Origin of the sequence: Jeotgalibacillus marinus (assembly GCF_040801915.1) — a bacterium.
Taxonomy (GTDB): domain Bacteria; phylum Bacillota; class Bacilli; order Bacillales; family Jeotgalibacillaceae; genus Jeotgalibacillus; species Jeotgalibacillus marinus.
In genome coordinates this window covers 418,209-435,617 of the sequence record NZ_JBFMIA010000002.1, presented here as the reverse complement: position 1 = coordinate 435,617, position 17,409 = coordinate 418,209, and the positions used below count along the sequence as shown (strand labels likewise).

Annotated in this window: 17 protein-coding genes; 16 read left to right on the top strand and 1 reads right to left on the bottom strand. The window is 39.3% G+C overall.

Annotated elements, in window-relative coordinates:
• The first annotated feature begins 6 nt into the window (after positions 1–6).
• The 5 genes from rsmG to AB1471_RS05080 all read left to right on the top strand — a co-directional run bounded on the left by rsmG (position 7) and on the right by AB1471_RS05080 (position 4,386).
• A complete protein-coding gene (gene rsmG, locus AB1471_RS05100) occupies positions 7–720 on the top strand; it encodes a 16S rRNA (guanine(527)-N(7))-methyltransferase RsmG (protein ID WP_367778650.1) in 714 nt (237 codons plus the stop codon).
• Between the two features lie 93 nt (positions 721–813).
• Positions 814–1,674 carry a nucleoid occlusion protein gene (noc, locus tag AB1471_RS05095; protein WP_367778649.1) on the top strand — a complete coding sequence of 287 codons (861 nt, stop codon included), beginning with the start codon at positions 814–816 and terminating at the stop codon, positions 1,672–1,674.
• A 280-nt stretch (positions 1,675–1,954) separates the two neighbouring features.
• A complete protein-coding gene (locus AB1471_RS05090; protein WP_367778648.1) occupies positions 1,955–2,716 on the top strand; it encodes a ParA family protein in 762 nt (253 codons plus the stop codon).
• Positions 2,709–3,563: a ParB/RepB/Spo0J family partition protein gene (locus tag AB1471_RS05085; RefSeq protein WP_367778647.1), complete on the top strand. Its 855-nt coding sequence runs from the start codon at positions 2,709–2,711 to the stop codon at positions 3,561–3,563. The genes AB1471_RS05090 and AB1471_RS05085 overlap by 8 nt, the downstream gene beginning before the upstream one ends.
• 91 nt (positions 3,564–3,654) lie before the next feature.
• Positions 3,655–4,386 (top strand): DUF554 domain-containing protein, encoded by a 732-nt coding sequence (locus AB1471_RS05080; RefSeq protein ID WP_367778646.1) that lies wholly within the window; start codon positions 3,655–3,657, stop codon positions 4,384–4,386.
• A 47-nt stretch (positions 4,387–4,433) separates the two neighbouring features.
• Here the strand turns inward: AB1471_RS05080 and yyaC are convergent, their stop codons facing one another.
• Positions 4,434–5,018 carry a spore protease YyaC gene (gene yyaC / locus AB1471_RS05075; protein ID WP_367778645.1) on the bottom strand — a complete coding sequence of 195 codons (585 nt, stop codon included), beginning with the start codon at positions 5,016–5,018 and terminating at the stop codon, positions 4,434–4,436.
• Between the two features lie 204 nt (positions 5,019–5,222).
• Here yyaC and AB1471_RS05070 point away from each other — a divergent pair, with 204 nt between their 5' ends.
• The 11 genes from AB1471_RS05070 (at position 5,223) to dnaB (ending at position 17,275) form a co-directional block, all read left to right on the top strand.
• Positions 5,223–6,104: a mechanosensitive ion channel family protein gene (locus AB1471_RS05070; protein WP_367778644.1), complete on the top strand. Its 882-nt coding sequence runs from the start codon at positions 5,223–5,225 to the stop codon at positions 6,102–6,104.
• A 41-nt stretch (positions 6,105–6,145) separates the two neighbouring features.
• Entirely contained in the window at positions 6,146–6,346 is a 201-nt protein-coding gene (locus tag AB1471_RS05065; protein ID WP_367778643.1) for a DUF951 domain-containing protein, read from the top strand.
• Positions 6,347–6,563: 217 nt separating this feature from the next.
• Complete coding sequence (ychF, locus tag AB1471_RS05060; RefSeq protein ID WP_367778642.1) at positions 6,564–7,664, top strand: redox-regulated ATPase YchF; 1,101 nt, start codon at positions 6,564–6,566, stop codon at positions 7,662–7,664.
• Positions 7,665–8,281: 617 nt separating this feature from the next.
• Entirely contained in the window at positions 8,282–8,572 is a 291-nt protein-coding gene (gene rpsF, locus AB1471_RS05055; RefSeq protein WP_367778641.1) for a 30S ribosomal protein S6, read from the top strand.
• 78 nt (positions 8,573–8,650) lie between these two features.
• Positions 8,651–9,190 carry a single-stranded DNA-binding protein gene (gene ssb / locus AB1471_RS05050; RefSeq protein WP_367778640.1) on the top strand — a complete coding sequence of 180 codons (540 nt, stop codon included), beginning with the start codon at positions 8,651–8,653 and terminating at the stop codon, positions 9,188–9,190.
• A 44-nt stretch (positions 9,191–9,234) separates the two neighbouring features.
• On the top strand, positions 9,235–9,471 hold the full coding sequence (rpsR, locus tag AB1471_RS05045; RefSeq protein ID WP_367778639.1) for a 30S ribosomal protein S18: 237 nt from the start codon (positions 9,235–9,237) through the stop codon (positions 9,469–9,471).
• Between the two features lie 555 nt (positions 9,472–10,026).
• Entirely contained in the window at positions 10,027–12,042 is a 2,016-nt protein-coding gene (locus tag AB1471_RS05040; protein WP_367778638.1) for a methyl-accepting chemotaxis protein, read from the top strand.
• A gap of 194 nt (positions 12,043–12,236) precedes the next feature.
• Complete coding sequence (locus AB1471_RS05035; RefSeq protein ID WP_367778637.1) at positions 12,237–13,259, top strand: YybS family protein; 1,023 nt, start codon at positions 12,237–12,239, stop codon at positions 13,257–13,259.
• A 112-nt stretch (positions 13,260–13,371) separates the two neighbouring features.
• On the top strand, positions 13,372–15,351 hold the full coding sequence (locus AB1471_RS05030) for a DHH family phosphoesterase (RefSeq protein WP_367778636.1): 1,980 nt from the start codon (positions 13,372–13,374) through the stop codon (positions 15,349–15,351).
• Positions 15,348–15,794: a 50S ribosomal protein L9 gene (rplI, locus tag AB1471_RS05025; protein WP_367778635.1), complete on the top strand. Its 447-nt coding sequence runs from the start codon at positions 15,348–15,350 to the stop codon at positions 15,792–15,794. Before AB1471_RS05030 ends, rplI begins: the two co-directional genes overlap by 4 nt.
• Positions 15,795–15,910: 116 nt before the next feature.
• Complete coding sequence (gene dnaB / locus AB1471_RS05020; protein ID WP_367778634.1) at positions 15,911–17,275, top strand: replicative DNA helicase; 1,365 nt, start codon at positions 15,911–15,913, stop codon at positions 17,273–17,275.
• The last annotated feature ends 134 nt before the right edge of the window (positions 17,276–17,409 follow it).

Genomic DNA, 17,409 nt, shown 5'->3' with positions numbered 1-17,409 from the left:
CGACACATGAACATTGAGCAATTTCAACAGCTGTTAGAAAAGCAAGGCGTCGAGCTTTCTGAAAAACAGCTTAATCAATTTAATCGCTATTATGAACTGCTTGTTGAGTGGAATGAGAAAATGAACTTAACGGCAATCACTGACCATGGAGAGGTTTATTTAAAACATTTTTATGATTCAATTACTGCAAGTTTTCATGTAGACATGACACGCCCACTTTCTGTTTGTGATGTAGGAGCGGGAGCAGGATTCCCAAGTATACCACTGAAAATTTGTTTCCCGCATTTAGAGGTGTCGATTGTTGATTCTTTAAATAAACGTATTACATTTCTACATCATTTAGCAGATGAAATTGGACTAGATAAAGTCCAATTTCATCATGATCGTGCAGAAACATTCGGACAAAATAAAGCATTTCGTGAATCTTACGATCTAGTTACAGCACGCGCTGTTGCGAGATTATCGGTTTTGTCTGAGCTTTGTATGCCTCTAGTTAAAACAGGGGGCGAATTCGTTGCAATGAAAGCTGCAAATGCAGATGATGAATTGAATGATGCAAAACAAGCGATGAGAATGTTAGGTGGGGGAGATATCAATGTCCACTCATTTGAGCTTCCCATGGAACAAAGTGAACGTTCGATTATCGTAGTTCAAAAATCATTCTCAACACCAAAAAAATATCCGCGTAAACCGGGGACGCCGAACAAGTCACCGCTGTAGCTGTAATGGATAAATGTCCACCAATGTTTCACGTGAAACATTGGTGGACATTAGGGTAAGAGAGTGAGAGTTTCATAAAGGTGGTGTGTCTTGATGAAGACTCCGTTTTCACGGATCTTTGGCCTTGGTGATAAGGAAGAATTAGTTTCTCCACAAGCCTCGGAAGAAAAAGAAGAAGTTAAACAAATAGCTATTCATCAAATTCAACCTAATCGTTTTCAACCGAGAACGATTTTTGATGATGAAAAAATTGAAGAGCTAGCGAGAACCATCCATACACACGGAATTATTCAACCCATTGTCGTGCGCGAAAGTGGAGAGGAAAAGTTTGAAATTATCGCTGGGGAACGCAGATGGCGCGCAATGAAATCACTGGGCTGGGAAAAGGCTCCCGCAATCGTAAAAAATATGAGTGACACAGAAACAGCTTCTGTGGCGCTTATTGAAAATTTACAGCGTGAAGAGCTCTCACCAGTGGAAGAGGCGATGGCCTACCAAAAGCTTATACACCTCCACCATCTTACTCAAGAGGCCCTTGCACAGCGTTTAGGAAAAGGACAATCAACCATAGCGAATAAGCTTAGACTATTAAAACTTCCGGAACGAGTGCATGAAGTTTTGGTACGAAAGAAAATCACTGAGCGTCATGCCCGCGCACTTATTCCATTAAAAGATGAGGAACTACAAATTAAGATTTTAGAAGAGGTTATTGAGCAGCAGTTGAACGTTAAACAGACAGAGTTATGCGTGCAAAGACTGCTGGAAGGGCCTCAACACAAACCGAAACCGAAAAAAAGAGCGTTTAATAAAGACGTACGAATTGCCGTAAACACGATTCGTCAATCATTAACTATGATTTCTGATTCTGGCATGAATCTAGACACTGAAGAAAAAGAGTTTGATGACTATTACCAGATTACTATTAAACTACCAAAGAAAAAGAAAAAGAAATAATAGACAGACATAGAAAAAGTGAGAAGCGACTGGATCGGTCGTTTCTCACTTTTTCTATGCTTGCAACAAAAGCGAAAATGGTTCGTTGTAGCTGGATGACAATACATATCTAGTATTGTTATCCTTATTTATTTCAAAACATACCAATTAAATTAAAAAGTCTGTTAAAATAAAAACAAGAAACTCCTGGACATTATAAGTAAGGTTGTTCAACTAGACAATGTTTGACAATCTTGGACACGTACAAAGAATTCTTGGCACATAAGGATAGGTGAAAGACATGGGAAAAATTATCGCCCTCACGAACCAAAAAGGAGGCGTCGGTAAGACAACGACCTCTGTTAATTTAAGTGCATGTCTCGCATATCTTGGCAAAAAGGTATTGCTCGTAGACGTTGATCCTCAAGGAAATGCCACTAGTGGTGTTGGGATTGATAAAGGGGAAGTAGATCAATGCATTTACGATATCTTAGTAGATGATGTAGACATTAGACCCCTAATCAAAGAAACAACTGTTGAAAATCTTCATGCAATTCCTGCAACCATTTCATTAGCGGGTGCTGAGATCGAACTTGTTTCAACCATTTCAAGGGAAGTACGATTGAAAAAATCACTGCAAGAAATTAAACCAATCTATGATTATATTATTATCGATTGCCCACCGTCACTAGGCTTATTAACTATTAATGCATTAACGGCATCTGATACGTTGATTATTCCAGTGCAATGCGAATATTACGCACTTGAAGGGCTAAGTCAATTGCTGAGCACGGTTCGCCTCGTGCAAAAACATTTAAATCATCATTTATTGATTGATGGGGTATTATTAACAATGCTCGATGCAAGGACCAACCTAGGTATTCAAGTGATTGAAGAAGTGAAAAAATACTTCCAAGACAAAGTCTATAAAACAATCATTCCAAGGAATGTACGGCTGAGTGAAGCACCAAGTCATGGAGTGCCAGTCATCTTATATGATCCAAAATCAAAAGGTGCTGATGTCTATCTTGACTTGGCAAAGGAAGTGATTAAAAATGGCTAAAAGATTAGGTAAAGGACTCAACGCTTTGTTCCCTGATATGGCTCATACAAAAGATGAACAAATTCAACAGCTAGCTTTGAAAGACCTTCGACCGAATCCTTACCAACCACGAAAAATTTTTCAAAAAGATGCGATTGATGAGCTGAAAACATCCATCCAACAGCATGGTGTTTTACAGCCAATCATTGTTCGTAAAAGCATTAAAGGCTTTGAAATTGTTGCAGGAGAACGAAGGTTTCGTGCTGCAAAGGAAGCAAATCTAGATCATATTCCATCAGTCGTTCGTAAATTAACCGATCAACAGATGATGGAACTTGCTATTCTTGAAAATTTACAGCGAGAAGATTTAACACCGATTGAAGAAGCGGTTGCTTATGAAACATTGATGAACAAACTTTCTATAACGCAAGAGCAACTCGCAAAGTCACTTGGTAAAAGCCGTCCACATATTGCTAACCATGTCCGCTTGTTGGCACTGCCAGAATCAACACAAGATCTTATCACAGCCGGTGAGCTATCAATGGGGCATGGAAGAGCGTTACTTGGCCTAAAGAAAAAATCACAAATATCAGACATAGTTGACAAGATCTTAAAAGAAAAAATCAATGTCCGTCAGCTCGAACAAATGATTCAACAAATGAATAAACATACTCCACGCGATAAGAAAAAGAAACCGAATCAAAACTTATATTTTAAAGAACGTGAAGGGATGCTAAGAGAAAGATTTGGCACGAGTGTCGCAATTAAAAAAGGTAAGAAAAAAGGAAAAATCGAAATTGAATTCCTGTCAGATGATGACCTAGATCGAATTTTATCTATATTGCAGCAGGATGATCAAGAAGCATAACTTGTAAGACACACGACTCTGAGGTGGAAACTACCTTGTGGGTCGTGTTTTCCTAGCATGACTTTTACTTAAGTTAGAAAGAGGTTACTACATGGTGTTATTAGGAACGATGGTCAATGGACTGTTAATTATACTTGGTACATTGATTGGAAAATGGCTACACCGAATACCAGAACGAATGAAGGCTACTGTAATGTCTGCTATCGGACTAGTTGTTGTTGTACTAGGATTGCAAATGGGGTTGCAAAGCAATAACTATTTAATTGTCATTTTAAGCATAGTTATTGGAGCTATCTTAGGTGAATGGATGGCCTTAGATGATAAATTAAATGCAGTAGGACGATGGTTAGAGCGTAAAGTCGGAACAAGTGGGGACACAAGTATATCTCAAGGCTTTGTCACAGCAACACTTATCTTTGTTATCGGGGCAATGGCAGTGATTGGTGCATTAGATAGCGGAATTAGAGGTGATCACCAAGTTCTTTACACCAAATCAATTATTGATGGATTTACCTCCATCATTTTAGCATCTACACTCGGCATTGGCGTGATGTTTTCTGCGATTCCAGTCATACTTTACCAAGGTTCAATTGCCCTCTTTGCAACGCAAATTGATTATTTTGTTCCCTCCCAGCTAATGGATAAATTTATTATTGAAATGACGGCTACCGGTGGTTTAATGATTTTTGCCATTGGATTGAACTTAATCGGTCTAACAAAAATTCGTGTTGCAAACTTATTACCTGGTATTTTAGTCGTAGCTGCTATCGTATCTATTATTCATTGGTATGAATCTTTAAATCCTACCTTCATTCCACTATAAAAAATAACATTATTTTTAATTTAATGGATATATATATGTACTTGTATTTAAAGATGGATATTTTTTTTGCGATACAAAATATTTGAATAATGAATAGCATCAGTGATGACGGTAGCCATTTCATTGACTAAGTAAAGTCGTGTGTTTTGCAGCATTGAAAGCTCCATAAAACCGCCGATATTGACGATGCCAATCATATGAATGTCACCCACGTCAGGAAGTTTTTTATTAACGCCTGCACCTGGACGAACAGGCCCATCACCGACTTCGATAAATCCAACGTTTTGGTACTTACCAAGACAAGCATCGACTCCGATTATGAAGGCTTCTTGATGAAGCTCTTTTATCGAGTTCATTGTTTGCTCAATGTTCAATGCATGAACTGGTTCTTTTAACGTCCCATAAACATGGAAATGTGGTAGCTTTCTTTTTTCTAGTAGCGATCCAATAAGAGGACCTAGTGCGTCACCAGTAGAGCGATCAGTTCCGATGCAAACAAAGACAATTGGATGGTCAGCTTCAGGGTAGCGAAGGACGAGTTCTTTAGAAAGACGGTGAGAGGTCATCGGGTCTTCAATATGACTGCGACATGTTGTAGAAGTTAGTTGATGAGAAATCGATGGCAAGGTCATAATGGTTGCTCCTTTACTGAAGAGTGGGTATTAGTATTGACGTATTTAAATAGAAATAACTCTTTTATTCATTAATTATATGGTGCTTTTCCGTTCTTATTAAAGAATTTTAAAAATAATTCGTCTTGATTATTTCTCATCCTAGAGGAAAGTGGGTAGAATAGATAAATATGTTTTTACGACTTTGGAGGAGATGGCATTTTAATGGAGACCTTAAATGCATTTTGGGATAATTTTATAAACTACTTATCGAATGAAGATACTTGGATCGTATGGGGTGGAACCTTTATAAAAATCATATGTATTATAATAGTTGCGGGGCTTGTTGTTCGAATTGCCAAGTCAGTTATACGAAATTTGTTTAAAGTGCGATCTCGAACACCGATGCAAGTTTCCGAACGAAGAGAAATGACATTGCTTAAGCTACTTCAAAATGTTGTGGCTTATGTTGTTTATTTCGCTGCAATAATAGCAGTTTTAGATGCTCTTACGGTCGATATTACAGGCCTACTTGCAGGTGCTGGTATTTTAGGATTAGCAGTTGGGTTTGGTACACAGAGCTTAGTGCGCGATATTATAACAGGCTTCTTCATTATTTTTGAAGATCAATTCTCGGCAGGAGACTACGTACGCATTGGCGAAGCCGAAGGGTACGTTGAAGAAATTGGTCTACGCACAACGAAAATTAAAAGTTGGACGGGAGAGCTTCATATCTTTCCTAATGGTATGATCAATGACGTAACGAACTTTTCGATTCACAATAGTGTCGCGGTTGTTGATATAAGCATTGCATATGAGGAAGACATTGATCGAGCGGAGAAAGAGATTATTAGCCTACTGGATTCATTAGAAGGAAAGTATGAAGACATTCTTTTGAAACCAGAACTACTCGGTGTTCAAATGCTTGGACCTTCAGATGTCGTCATGCGAGTGATTGCTGAGACTCAACCGATGAAGCATTGGTATATAGGACGAGCATTACGTAAAGATATTAAGCATCATTTGGATCAATTAGGAATTAAAATCCCATACCCACGAATGGTAATGTACTCTAGACAGGAAGAGGCGCAAAACACTGAGGATTGACAAGCAAAAAAGGAATTAGTGAGTGAATAGGAGGAATCTAGGTGGAAGAAAAAGAATACGGTCTAAATGACGTCGTTGAAATGAAAAAACAGCATCCTTGCGGGACAAACGAGTGGAAAATCATTCGAATGGGCATGGATATTCGAATAAAATGTCAAGGTTGTTCCCACAGTGTGATGATCCCTCGAAAAGTATTCTCACGTAAGATGAAAAAAATTCTTGTGAAGCACGAAGAAGAATAACGGATGAGCACCTGCTTCTTCCTTGATTACCCGTTTTGAAGTTGATCGGTTGATTGAGGGTTGGATAGGTGCTTTTAATTTTGTTTCACGTGGAACCATTTTGCCAATTAGGTAGACTTGTGTTTTGAAGGTGAAATCTCTATAATTGTGTGAGGTTTATACGAATGTTAGTGTTTATGGACTATTTAAATAGAAGAACAATTGAGGAGTGAAGCAAATGGCTCTTACAGCCGGAATTGTTGGTTTGCCAAACGTCGGGAAATCAACATTATTTAATGCCATTACAAAAGCAGGTGCAGAAGCAGCAAATTATCCGTTCTGTACAATTGATCCAAACGTCGGGATTGTTGAAGTTCCAGATGAACGTTTAAATAAATTAACTGAGCTAGTTGAGCCGAAAAAAACGGTGCCGACAGCGTTTGAATTTACAGATATAGCAGGGATTGTTAAAGGTGCGAGTAAAGGCGAAGGACTTGGCAATAAATTTTTGTCGCACATTCGTGAAGTAGATGCAATTGTTCAAGTTGTTCGTTGTTTTGCAGACGATAATGTCACGCATGTCTCAGGAACAGTTGACCCAATTGATGATATTGAGGTCATTAACCTTGAGCTAATTTTAGCTGACCTTGAAACGGTTGAAAAACGTATTGCACGTGTTGGTAAAATGGCGAAGCAAAAAGACAAAGATTCTTTGGCTGAGTTAACTGTATTAGAGCTAGTTAAAGAAGCACTTGAGAAGAATCAACCGGCTCGTACAGTTGAAATGACAGATGAGCAGCAGCGAATTGCTCGTCATTTACACCTATTAACTAGCAAGCCAATGCTTTATGTATCAAATGTTGGCGAAGATGAAATAGCAGACACATCTAATAATGAATACGTACAACGTGTACGTGAATTCGCAGCGCAAGATAATGCAGAAGTGATCGTTGTATGTGCAAAAATTGAAGAAGAAATCGCTGTGTTAGATGACGAAGAAAAAGAGATGTTTCTTCAAGAGTTAGGGATTGAAGAATCAGGACTTGATCAACTGATTCGTGCCACCTACAATCTTCTAGGACTTGCTACGTACTTCACTGCAGGGGTACAAGAAGTTCGTGCGTGGACATTCCGACATGGTATGAAAGCACCTCAATGTGCTGGTGTTATTCACACAGATTTTGAACGAGGATTCATTCGAGCAGAAACTGTTTCCTACGACGACCTTGTAGGTAATGGATCAATGCCAGCAGCAAAAGAAGCAGGAAAAGTTCGCTTAGAAGGAAAAGAATACATCGTAAAAGACGGAGACGTTATTCACTTCCGATTTAACGTATAAGAAGAAATTAATCCAGCTCATTAATGGGAGCTGGATTTTTTAAACGTTTAAGCAGAATCGTTCTGAGTTTTTATCAAATCGAAGGTTCATTTACTTGTATTTGGTATTAACTAGTATCCTGTCCATCGAACGAAAGGCCTACGACTGAGCGTTGATGGAAGGAAATTATGCAGTGTCCGAGCTATCCATTATAAAGACCTTTGATGTATGTTTTTTCTGCTTCCACAAGGTATGAATCCGAATGAAATCGGAAAGAAAGATTATATTTATTCAAGACTTAGCTTCTGACAAAAAGATCATTAATTTGAAGGGCACGGTATTCTTTACCTGCTGGCTCTTCAGGTTTGAGATTGAGTGCCATCTTCCAATCAATGTTAATGTAAGTAAATAAGTTAATAATGAAGACATAGCTTGCCAACTTCTTTTTGTGGGTTAATGGATGTGTAAATCCAATAAACGATACTTTGATTTAGAACAAATTAAGTTGAGATGTGTTTCGTTCCCTTATTGTATTTCGTGTCCTACTATGATATACTTCTACATTGTGAGTAATAATATTATTATTCCTTGTCTTCCAACATTGGGAGGCCGCACAGACCATAAGGAGGTGAATACCGATGAATAAGTACGAAATTACGTACATTATCCGCCCAAACGTGGACGATGAGCAAAAGAAAGCTATTAATGAGCGTTTTGCTACTATCCTAACTTCTAACGGAGCGGAAATCATCGAATCAAAAGAGTGGGGTAAGCGTCGTTTTGCTTACGAAATTAACGAAATTCGTGAAGGATTTTACCACATTGTCAAGTTGACTTCTGGTTCAGAAGCTATCAATGAATTTGACCGTTTGGCTAAAATCAGCGAAGATATCGTTCGCCACATGACGATTCGTGAAGACGAAAAATAAATTGTAATTATAGAATGATACTCGATGTAACGAGTGTTTTTTGAAATACTCTGATCGAAAACAAAGGAGTTGATTCTGATGATGAATCGAGTCGTGTTAGTGGGTCGATTAACGAAGGATCCAGATTTGCGCTACACGCCAAGTGGTGTGGCAGTTGCAACCTTTACGCTTGCTGTTAATCGTGCATTTACGAACCAGCAAGGCGACCGTGAAGCGGATTTTATCAATTGTGTTGTATGGCGCCGTCCAGCGGAGAACGTGGCTAACTTTTTGAAAAAAGGAAGCCTCGCCGGAGTTGATGGTCGTGTTCAAACACGAAGCTATGACAACCAAGAAGGAAAACGCGTGTATGTAACGGAAGTTAATGCAGAAAGCGTCCAATTCCTAGAACCGAAAAATGCAACATCAAGCCAATCTGGTGGTAATTACAGTGGGAACCAAGGTAACCAGGATTACAGAGGTAATCAAGGAAACTATGGCAACCAAGGTAATAACTTCGGTCAGAATCAACCTCAAGAAAAAAACCAGAACAACCAAAATTATTCAAGAGTGGACAAGGACCCATTCTCAAATGACGGACAACCAATCGACATTTCAGATGATGATTTACCATTCTAGAATGTAATCCTATACCAATCTAATGTAGTAAGGAGGGGAATCACATGGCAGGAGGACGCAGAGGCGGTAAGCGTCGTAAAAAGGTGTGTTACTTCACATCAAACGGCATTACAAGCATTGATTATAAAGATGTAGATCTTCTTAGAAAGTTTATTTCTGAGCGTGGAAAGATTTTACCACGTCGTGTAACTGGAACTAGCGCTAAATATCAACGTATGTTGACAATCGCGATTAAACGTTCACGTACAATGGCATTGCTACCATTCGTTACAGGCGAATAATGCATGCTTGCAGTCGTCAGTCCCCTGGACTGGCGGCTGTTTTATTGTTGTAATAATTATAGGGAACATCATAAACCATCAAACCACTTCTGTAATAGCAGAAGTGGTTGATGGTTTATTTCACGTGTGATGAGGATACGTTCTTCATTTCATCTTTACGTATTTTATAGAACCATTACGGATAAACATTGGTTGTTTTGATGGTGTTTAGGAAAATTCCACATATGATAAAAAGGTAGATTGAACAATTTTTTCTACTGAAAACTCATGTTTAGTAGAGCGAAAAGAGATTTTACTAAGCGGGGAATGATAGCGATTGTAAAGCATTTGTATATTCAGTCATAGTACAAAAGAACCTTAAAATGGTTTCATTATCGTTTTTCTTTTGTGAAAAATCGATAAAATTCTTCAAATTTTCTTTCTATAACCGATCTACTATTTATACAGATGTTGCTTATTTAAGGGGAAATGGTAGTTAGTAGATGATAGATAAGTACATAATCCCCTTATTTCGTGGTGAGTAAAGACTGAAATAGATCAGATGAGGTGAGCAAATTGAAGAAATTCTTTCAAACGATTCGAATGAAGCTAGTTTTAGCGACTTCGATCGTATTAGTGGTGTCGTTTGCTGTACTACTGGGCTTAACGGGCTGGCAGTTAAATGATCGCACACTAGAAAATGTACACTCTCAAGCAGAAGGAGTTGTTGGGGAGTTAAACCAATCTACTGAACTGTTCCTTAGTCAGTACGGAAGAAGTATCGAACAAATTGCGGTAACGGAAACGACACTAGATTTTATAGGGGACAAGTTAGAAGAGGAAGCGACAGATTCTACGCAAACGTTGGAACAGCTACTTGAAGATTATTTAACACTTTATGAAGATGCGTCGTCTATTTATGTAGCTGTAAATAACGGTGATCTTTTAATCGTACCAGAAGCTGATTTACCAGCTGATTTTGATGCGAGAACACGTGATTGGTACATCAATTCATTAGAAAATTCTGGAGAAGTACAGTGGCTCGAACCTTACTTAGATGAGGCAACGGGGTCTTATGTTATTACAGCTTCGCGAGGTATTGAAGCGAACGGTGAACTACTTGGCGTTATTGGTGTGGATGTAACACTGGCGGATTTAACAACTAAATTGTCAGAAGCTCAAATTGGTTATGATGGTTATCCATTTGTACTTTCTTCACAGGGTGTAGCGATTGTCCACCCAACTTTACAAAGTGAAAATTTGATGGAACAATATGACTTTATTCAAGAGATGTTTAATCAAGAAGCATCAGGTGGTTCAATTACATATGAGCTCGATGGGTCGGAAAAGCTTCTCGTTTATACAACCTCAGAAGACACGGATTGGAAAATGGGTGTTGCATTTGAACAAAGTGAGATTAACAAAGAATTCCAATCCGTTCTTATAATGTTAACTGCATTTGGTTTAGGAACACTGGTTCTAACTGGAATTACAATGGCGATCGTGGCTGGTCGATTTACTAAACCAATTACTGAACTTCGTGAGACGGTTCGCCAAGTATCAGATGGGAATTTAATGGTAAGGGCTAAATCAAACACAACTGATGAAATTGGTGATCTTTCTACACAATTTAATGCAATGGTGGATCAGATGAATAGCATTATCACTGTTGTAAAAACGTCGGTAGAAGAAGTGCGTGGTTCATCAGAAGGGTTAAGCGCGGTAGCTGAAGAAACGAATGCATCGAGTGAACAAGTAGCGGTTGCTGTAACAGATATAGCTGAAGGTGCGACACAATCAGCAGTTGAAGCAGATGAAGCAAACCGTCAATCAAACCGCTTAGGCGATCAAATCAATATCATTTCAGAGCAATCGAAGCAAATGTCCGATGTTGCTAGTGAAGTGGGCGAAGTGAACCAAGTGGGCTTAAATCAAGTGAAAAAACTTCAAGATTACCATGCTTCTTCCGCTGGTTTTATCCAATCAATGGAAGTAGTTATCAAAGATCTGGAGACAAAGGTTCAAACGATTGAAAGTGTCATGTCTACTATTACAGACATTTCCTCTCAAACGAATTTACTTGCACTCAATGCATCGATTGAAGCGGCAAGAGCAGGAGAGCACGGTAAAGGATTTGCGGTCGTTGCGGATGAAGTAAGGAAGCTTGCTGAGCAATCCGTACGTGCAACGGATGAAGTGAAGCAAACAATTATCGATATTCAAGAAAGTTCAAAACGTGCGGTAAGCGAAATGGGACGAACGAAAGAAACATTTGATGACCAATCGGAAGTAGTTGAACACACAAATGAAATCTTTATACGTATGTCCGACTTTATGACGACGATGGAATCTTCTATTTTGTCTGTATACAGTGAAATAAAAGATGTATCAAGCGGTAAAGATGTTGTGACACGTGTTATTCAAGAAATGGCTGCAATGGCTGAAGAAACAGCAGCGTCTTGTCAGCAAGTGGCTGCATCAACAGACGAGCAAGTACGAGCGATCCAAACGGTAACGGAATCAGCGGAGCGTTTAAGTGAGCTTAGTGAAGATCTTAAACAAGTCGTGAATCGTTTCAAATTATCACAATAATAGTGTTAGGAGAAAAGCCCCCATTACCTGCTTGGTGTAGGTAGTGGGGTTTTTCGTTTTGATCAGACAGGCTGAAATTTGATTTGTTTGTAGAAGTACAGAGATTAACAGGAGGTGTCTCCGTTATATAATAATGTGAAGGGGTTTTTATCCAGTTATATTAAACCTGCTCGAAATAGTTGAATGGTGGACGAATGACCGATAGAATTAACGTGATACTATTTTCACGTGTTCGTGTGAATACTGGTGAAATAGAAGAATTTGATAGAGGTGACCGTATGAATCATTCGAGAACCAGAAGTCTGACAGAAGGCGCGCTGTTAGTAGCGTTTTTTGCAGTATTGCTCTTAATTTCGATATATGTTCCAATTTTATGGATTGTGTCGAGTATGTTTTTAGTTTTACCATTTATCGTGTATAGCGCAAAATATTCATTTAAATCATCTTTGTTAATGATCGCTGCAAGTATTGGTGTTTCTGCCATTATTGGTACGTTACTGTCGGTCCCGTTAGCAATTGCCTATGGTACGACAGGTGTTGTAATGGGTTGGATGATCAAAGAGAAAAAGAGCAAATTTAACATATTTATGGCTTCCACACTCATATTTATGGTAAATGCGATTGTTCAATATGTGATTTCTGTGCTGTTCTTTGAAATTAATTTTATTGAAGAAACGTTTTCTGCAATGAATGATAGTATGCTTGAAATATTTAGGGTCGCTAAATCTTTAGGATGGGATGTGTCATGGTTCGAGAGCACGTGGTCTACAAATGTGGCGGTGATGGAATCACTTATCCCTACGCTTCTTGTTTTTTCGGTTGCTCTATTGATTTGGGGAATGATTGCGATCAATTTCCCTATTGTGAAACGACTGAAAATAGATGTGCCAATTTTTCAACCGTTTCGCGAGCTATCGCTACCCAAAAGTGTGATATGGTACTATTTAATCACTATACTCTTAACACTTATTAGTTCACCAGAACCAGGAAGTATGTTTGCCCTGGCAGTGGTCAATCTTCAGATGGGACTTGAGTTGTTGATGATCCTGCAAGGAATATCCTTTATCCATTTTTATGGTCATTTAAAAAAATGGAGCAAGTCACGTTTAGTACTCATTACGATGTTTGCGATTGTGTTGACGCCTTTCACCCGCATTTTAGGTATAATAGACTTAGGTTTTGATTTGCGACAGCGTCTGCAACAAAACAAAAAGTAGTGTAGGTGCTAAAAGACCTTTTTAAAAAGACGTACCCGATGATTAAGTGTGGGTATATGATAAAAACTTAACACTAGTAAGGCGGATCAAATCCGTTTTGGGAGCTGAAAGCATGCCAACTTATTTTCAACATCGAGTAATGCGAAGGTTGTTAACCGGGCTTTCAATCTCATTCGTACTTCTTGTTGTGACGTTTGCATTTTTTAACTGGTGGATCACACTCGTTGGACTTATTGTCATAACCCCATTCCTTTGGTTCTCTTTTTCATACGAGAAGCGCTTTTTTGAAGATACAGAGCAATATATTTCAACGCTATCGTATCGAATTAAGCGGGTAGGGGAAGAAGCACTGATGGAGATGCCTGTAGGGATTCTTCTATTTAACGATGACTTTTTGGTCGAGTGGGCAAATCCGTACCTTTCCTCTTTTGTAGAAGGAGGTGCGATGATTGGACGCTCGCTCTACGACGTTGCGGATGTGTTAATTCCTATTGTGAAAAAAGAAGGACAAACGGAAGAAACGATTTCATGGCAAGGTCGAATGTTTCGTATTGTTCCAAAACAAGAGGAGAAACTGTTGTACTTTTTCGACGTAACCGAGCAGTCAGAGGTAGAGCAGCGATATGAGGCAGACCGAACCGTATTATCTGTAATTTTCCTAGATAACTATGATGAGTTGACACAGGGGATGGATGATTCTGCACGTAGTAATATCAATAGTTCTGTCACAGCGCTTTTAAATCAATGGGCGAATGACAATAAAATATTTGTTAAACGGATTTCGTCTGATCGATTTATGGCCGTCATGAACGAAGAGATTTTACGCGAACTTGAAGAGAAGAAATTCACCATTTTAGATGAGATTCGTGAAATGACTTCAAAGCACAACGTTCCATTGACAATTAGTATCGGAATTGGTTCTGGTGCAGAAAGCTTACCAGAACTCGGTGCCCAAGCTCAATCTAGCTTAGATCTTGCACTAGGACGTGGCGGGGACCAAGTTGCAATCAAACAACAAAACGGGAAAGTAAAGTTTTATGGAGGCAAGACCAATCCAATGGAAAAAACAACGCGGGTGCGCGCACGTGTCATTTCACATGCACTACGAGAGTTTATCATTGGCAGTGACAAGGTGATTGTTATGGGACACAAACGTCCAGATATGGATGCCATTGGTGCAGCGATTGGAATTCGTAAAATTGCACAAATGAATCATCGCGAGGGCTATGTTACACTTGATTTTGCTGAAATTGATAATAGTGTAAAACGATTGATGGATGAAATTAAAGGTAAGCCTGATCTATACTCTCATATGGTAACGCCAGAACAAGCGATGGAGATAGCGACAGATGACACACTTTTAGTAATAGTTGATACGCATAAGCCGAGCCTTGTGATTGATGAACGTCTTTTAAATAGAGTCGAAAAAGTTGTCGTCATCGATCATCATAGGCGCGGTGAAGAATTTATTGCCAATCCGCTGTTGGTTTATATGGAGCCATATGCTTCTTCTACAGCTGAGCTTGTTACAGAGCTTTTAGATTACCAACCAAAAAATGAAAAAATCACAATGCTTGAAGCAACTGCACTACTTGCTGGTATAATTGTAGATACGAACAGCTTTACGCTAAGAACGGGGTCACGTACGTTCGACGCGGCATCGTACTTACGGACTCAAGGTGCTGATACAGTACTTGTGCAGCAATTCTTACGAGAAGATGTGACAACATACCTGGAGCGAGCGCGTCTTGTTGAAACGGTTACTTTTTACAAGCATGGAATGGCGATAGCTATAGGTGAAGATGATCGTATTCATGACTCTGTAATTATTGCACAAGCGGCTGATACACTTCTTTCCATGGAAGATGTTGCGGCATCGTTTGTGGTTGCAATAAGAGAAGAAAATGTTGTTGGTATTAGTGCGCGGTCGCATGGTACTGTAAATGTACAATTGATTATGGAAAAATTAGATGGGGGAGGACATCTAACAAATGCAGCTACCCAGCTATATGACACAACCATTGAGGAAGCTGTTGAGCGACTTAAGCTTACGATCAGTGAACACGTTGAAGGGGGTACGGAAGAACAATGAAAGTAATTTTTTTAAGCGATGTAAAAGGTAAGGGTAAAAAAGGTGACATAAAAAATGTAGCAGACGGATACGCCAACTATTTGTTGAAAAACAACTTAGCGGTGGAAGCGAGTGCTGGGAACGTCAATCATCTTGATGCACAAAAAAAGAAAAAAGAAAAAGCGGCTGAAAGTGAGCTTCAAGATGCCAAGGATCTTCAACAAACAATTGAAGCTTTGACCGTTGAGCTTTCCGCAAAATCAGGTGAAGGCGGTCGTTTATTTGGTTCGATCACGTCTAAACAAATCGCTGAAGAACTTAAAAAGCGTCACAAAATCAAAATCGACAAACGTAAAATCGAAATGAGCGATGCGATCCGCGTACTTGGTGTCACAAACGTGCCAGTTAAGTTGCACCACGAAGTGACTGCAACGATGAAAATTCATGTAGCCGAGGAAAGATAAGGAGAAGGGTCAAATGAGGTCCTTTTCATGCTATACTAGAAAAAAATGTGATCATGTGAGATCACATTTTTTTTCGATCAAAACCCTTTTAAAGAGAAGAGGGAGGAATAACGACAATGAGTGAACAATTTGCGGATCGCATTCCGCCTCAAAATATAGAAGCAGAGCAGGCTGTTATTGGTGCGATTTTTTTAGAACCTCAAGTTTTGATTTCAGCTGCTGAAATTTTAATGCCAGATGATTTTTATCGTAGCTCGCATCAAAAGATTTTTGAAATTATGATGCGCCTTAGTGATAAAGGAAGTGCGATTGATTTAATCACTGTGACAGAGGAACTTGCCGCATTAAAAGAATTAGAAGATGTGGGCGGCGTATCTTATTTAAGCGACCTAGCAGCTTCTGTTCCGACTGCAGCCAATCTTGAATACTATGCACGTATTGTAGAGGAAAAGTCCTTGCTGAGACGCTTAATTCGTACGGCAACGACCATTGCTCAAGATGGCTATGCAAGAGAAGATGAAGTTGAAAATCTACTTGGTGAAGCAGAACGAAACATCATGGAAGTGGCCAATCGTAAAAATACGAGTGCCTTCCATTCGATGAAAGATGTGCTCGTTCGAACATACGATAATATCGAAATGTTAAATAGCCAAAAAGGTGATGTGACGGGTATCGCAACTGGCTTTAATGAGCTAGATCGTATGACTGCGGGCTTTCAGCGTAACGATTTAATTATTGTTGCTGCACGTCCGTCGGTTGGTAAAACCGCGTTCGCCCTTAATATTGCTCAAAATGTTGCTACCAAAACAGGTGAGAATGTTGCCATCTTTAGCTTAGAGATGGGGGCAGAGCAACTCGTCATGCGTATGCTATGTGCAGAAGGCAATATTAACGCACAAAATCTTCGTACAGGTGCTTTAACGGATGAAGACTGGCGTAAACTGACCATGGCAATGGGAAGTCTTTCGAATGCAGGAATTTACATTGATGATACTCCTGGCGTTCGCGTACAGGATATCCGAGCGAAATGCCGGCGTTTAAAGCAAGAGCACGGATTAGGTATGATTTTAATTGATTATATGCAGCTCATTCATGGTAACGGAAAACCAGGAGAAAACCGTCAGCAGGAAGTTTCCGAAATTTCTCGTTCACTAAAAGGATTGGCTCGTGAGCTCGAACTACCAGTCATCGCTTTATCTCAGCTTTCCCGTGGAGTTGAAACGCGACAGGACAAGCGTCCAATGATGTCCGATTTACGTGAATCAGGAAGTATTGAGCAAGATGCCGATATCGTAGCTTTCCTTTACCGGGATGATTATTACGATAAAGAAAGTGAAAATCAAAATACAATTGAAATTATCATTGCCAAACAGCGTAATGGTCCTGTAGGAACCGTCTCTCTAGCCTTCATTAAAGAATACAATAAATTCGTCAACCTTGAACGGCGCCTTGAGGACTCAGGTATGCCGCCTGGTGCGTAAACGAGCGAACAGCTTTGCATGCTGTTCGCTCGTTTTTTTATAGAAACGTTGATGTGGATCGTCCCATTTAATGAATGAAAGTACTTTTTTATCTTATTATACGAATATATTATAATATTATCTCCTTAATGTTC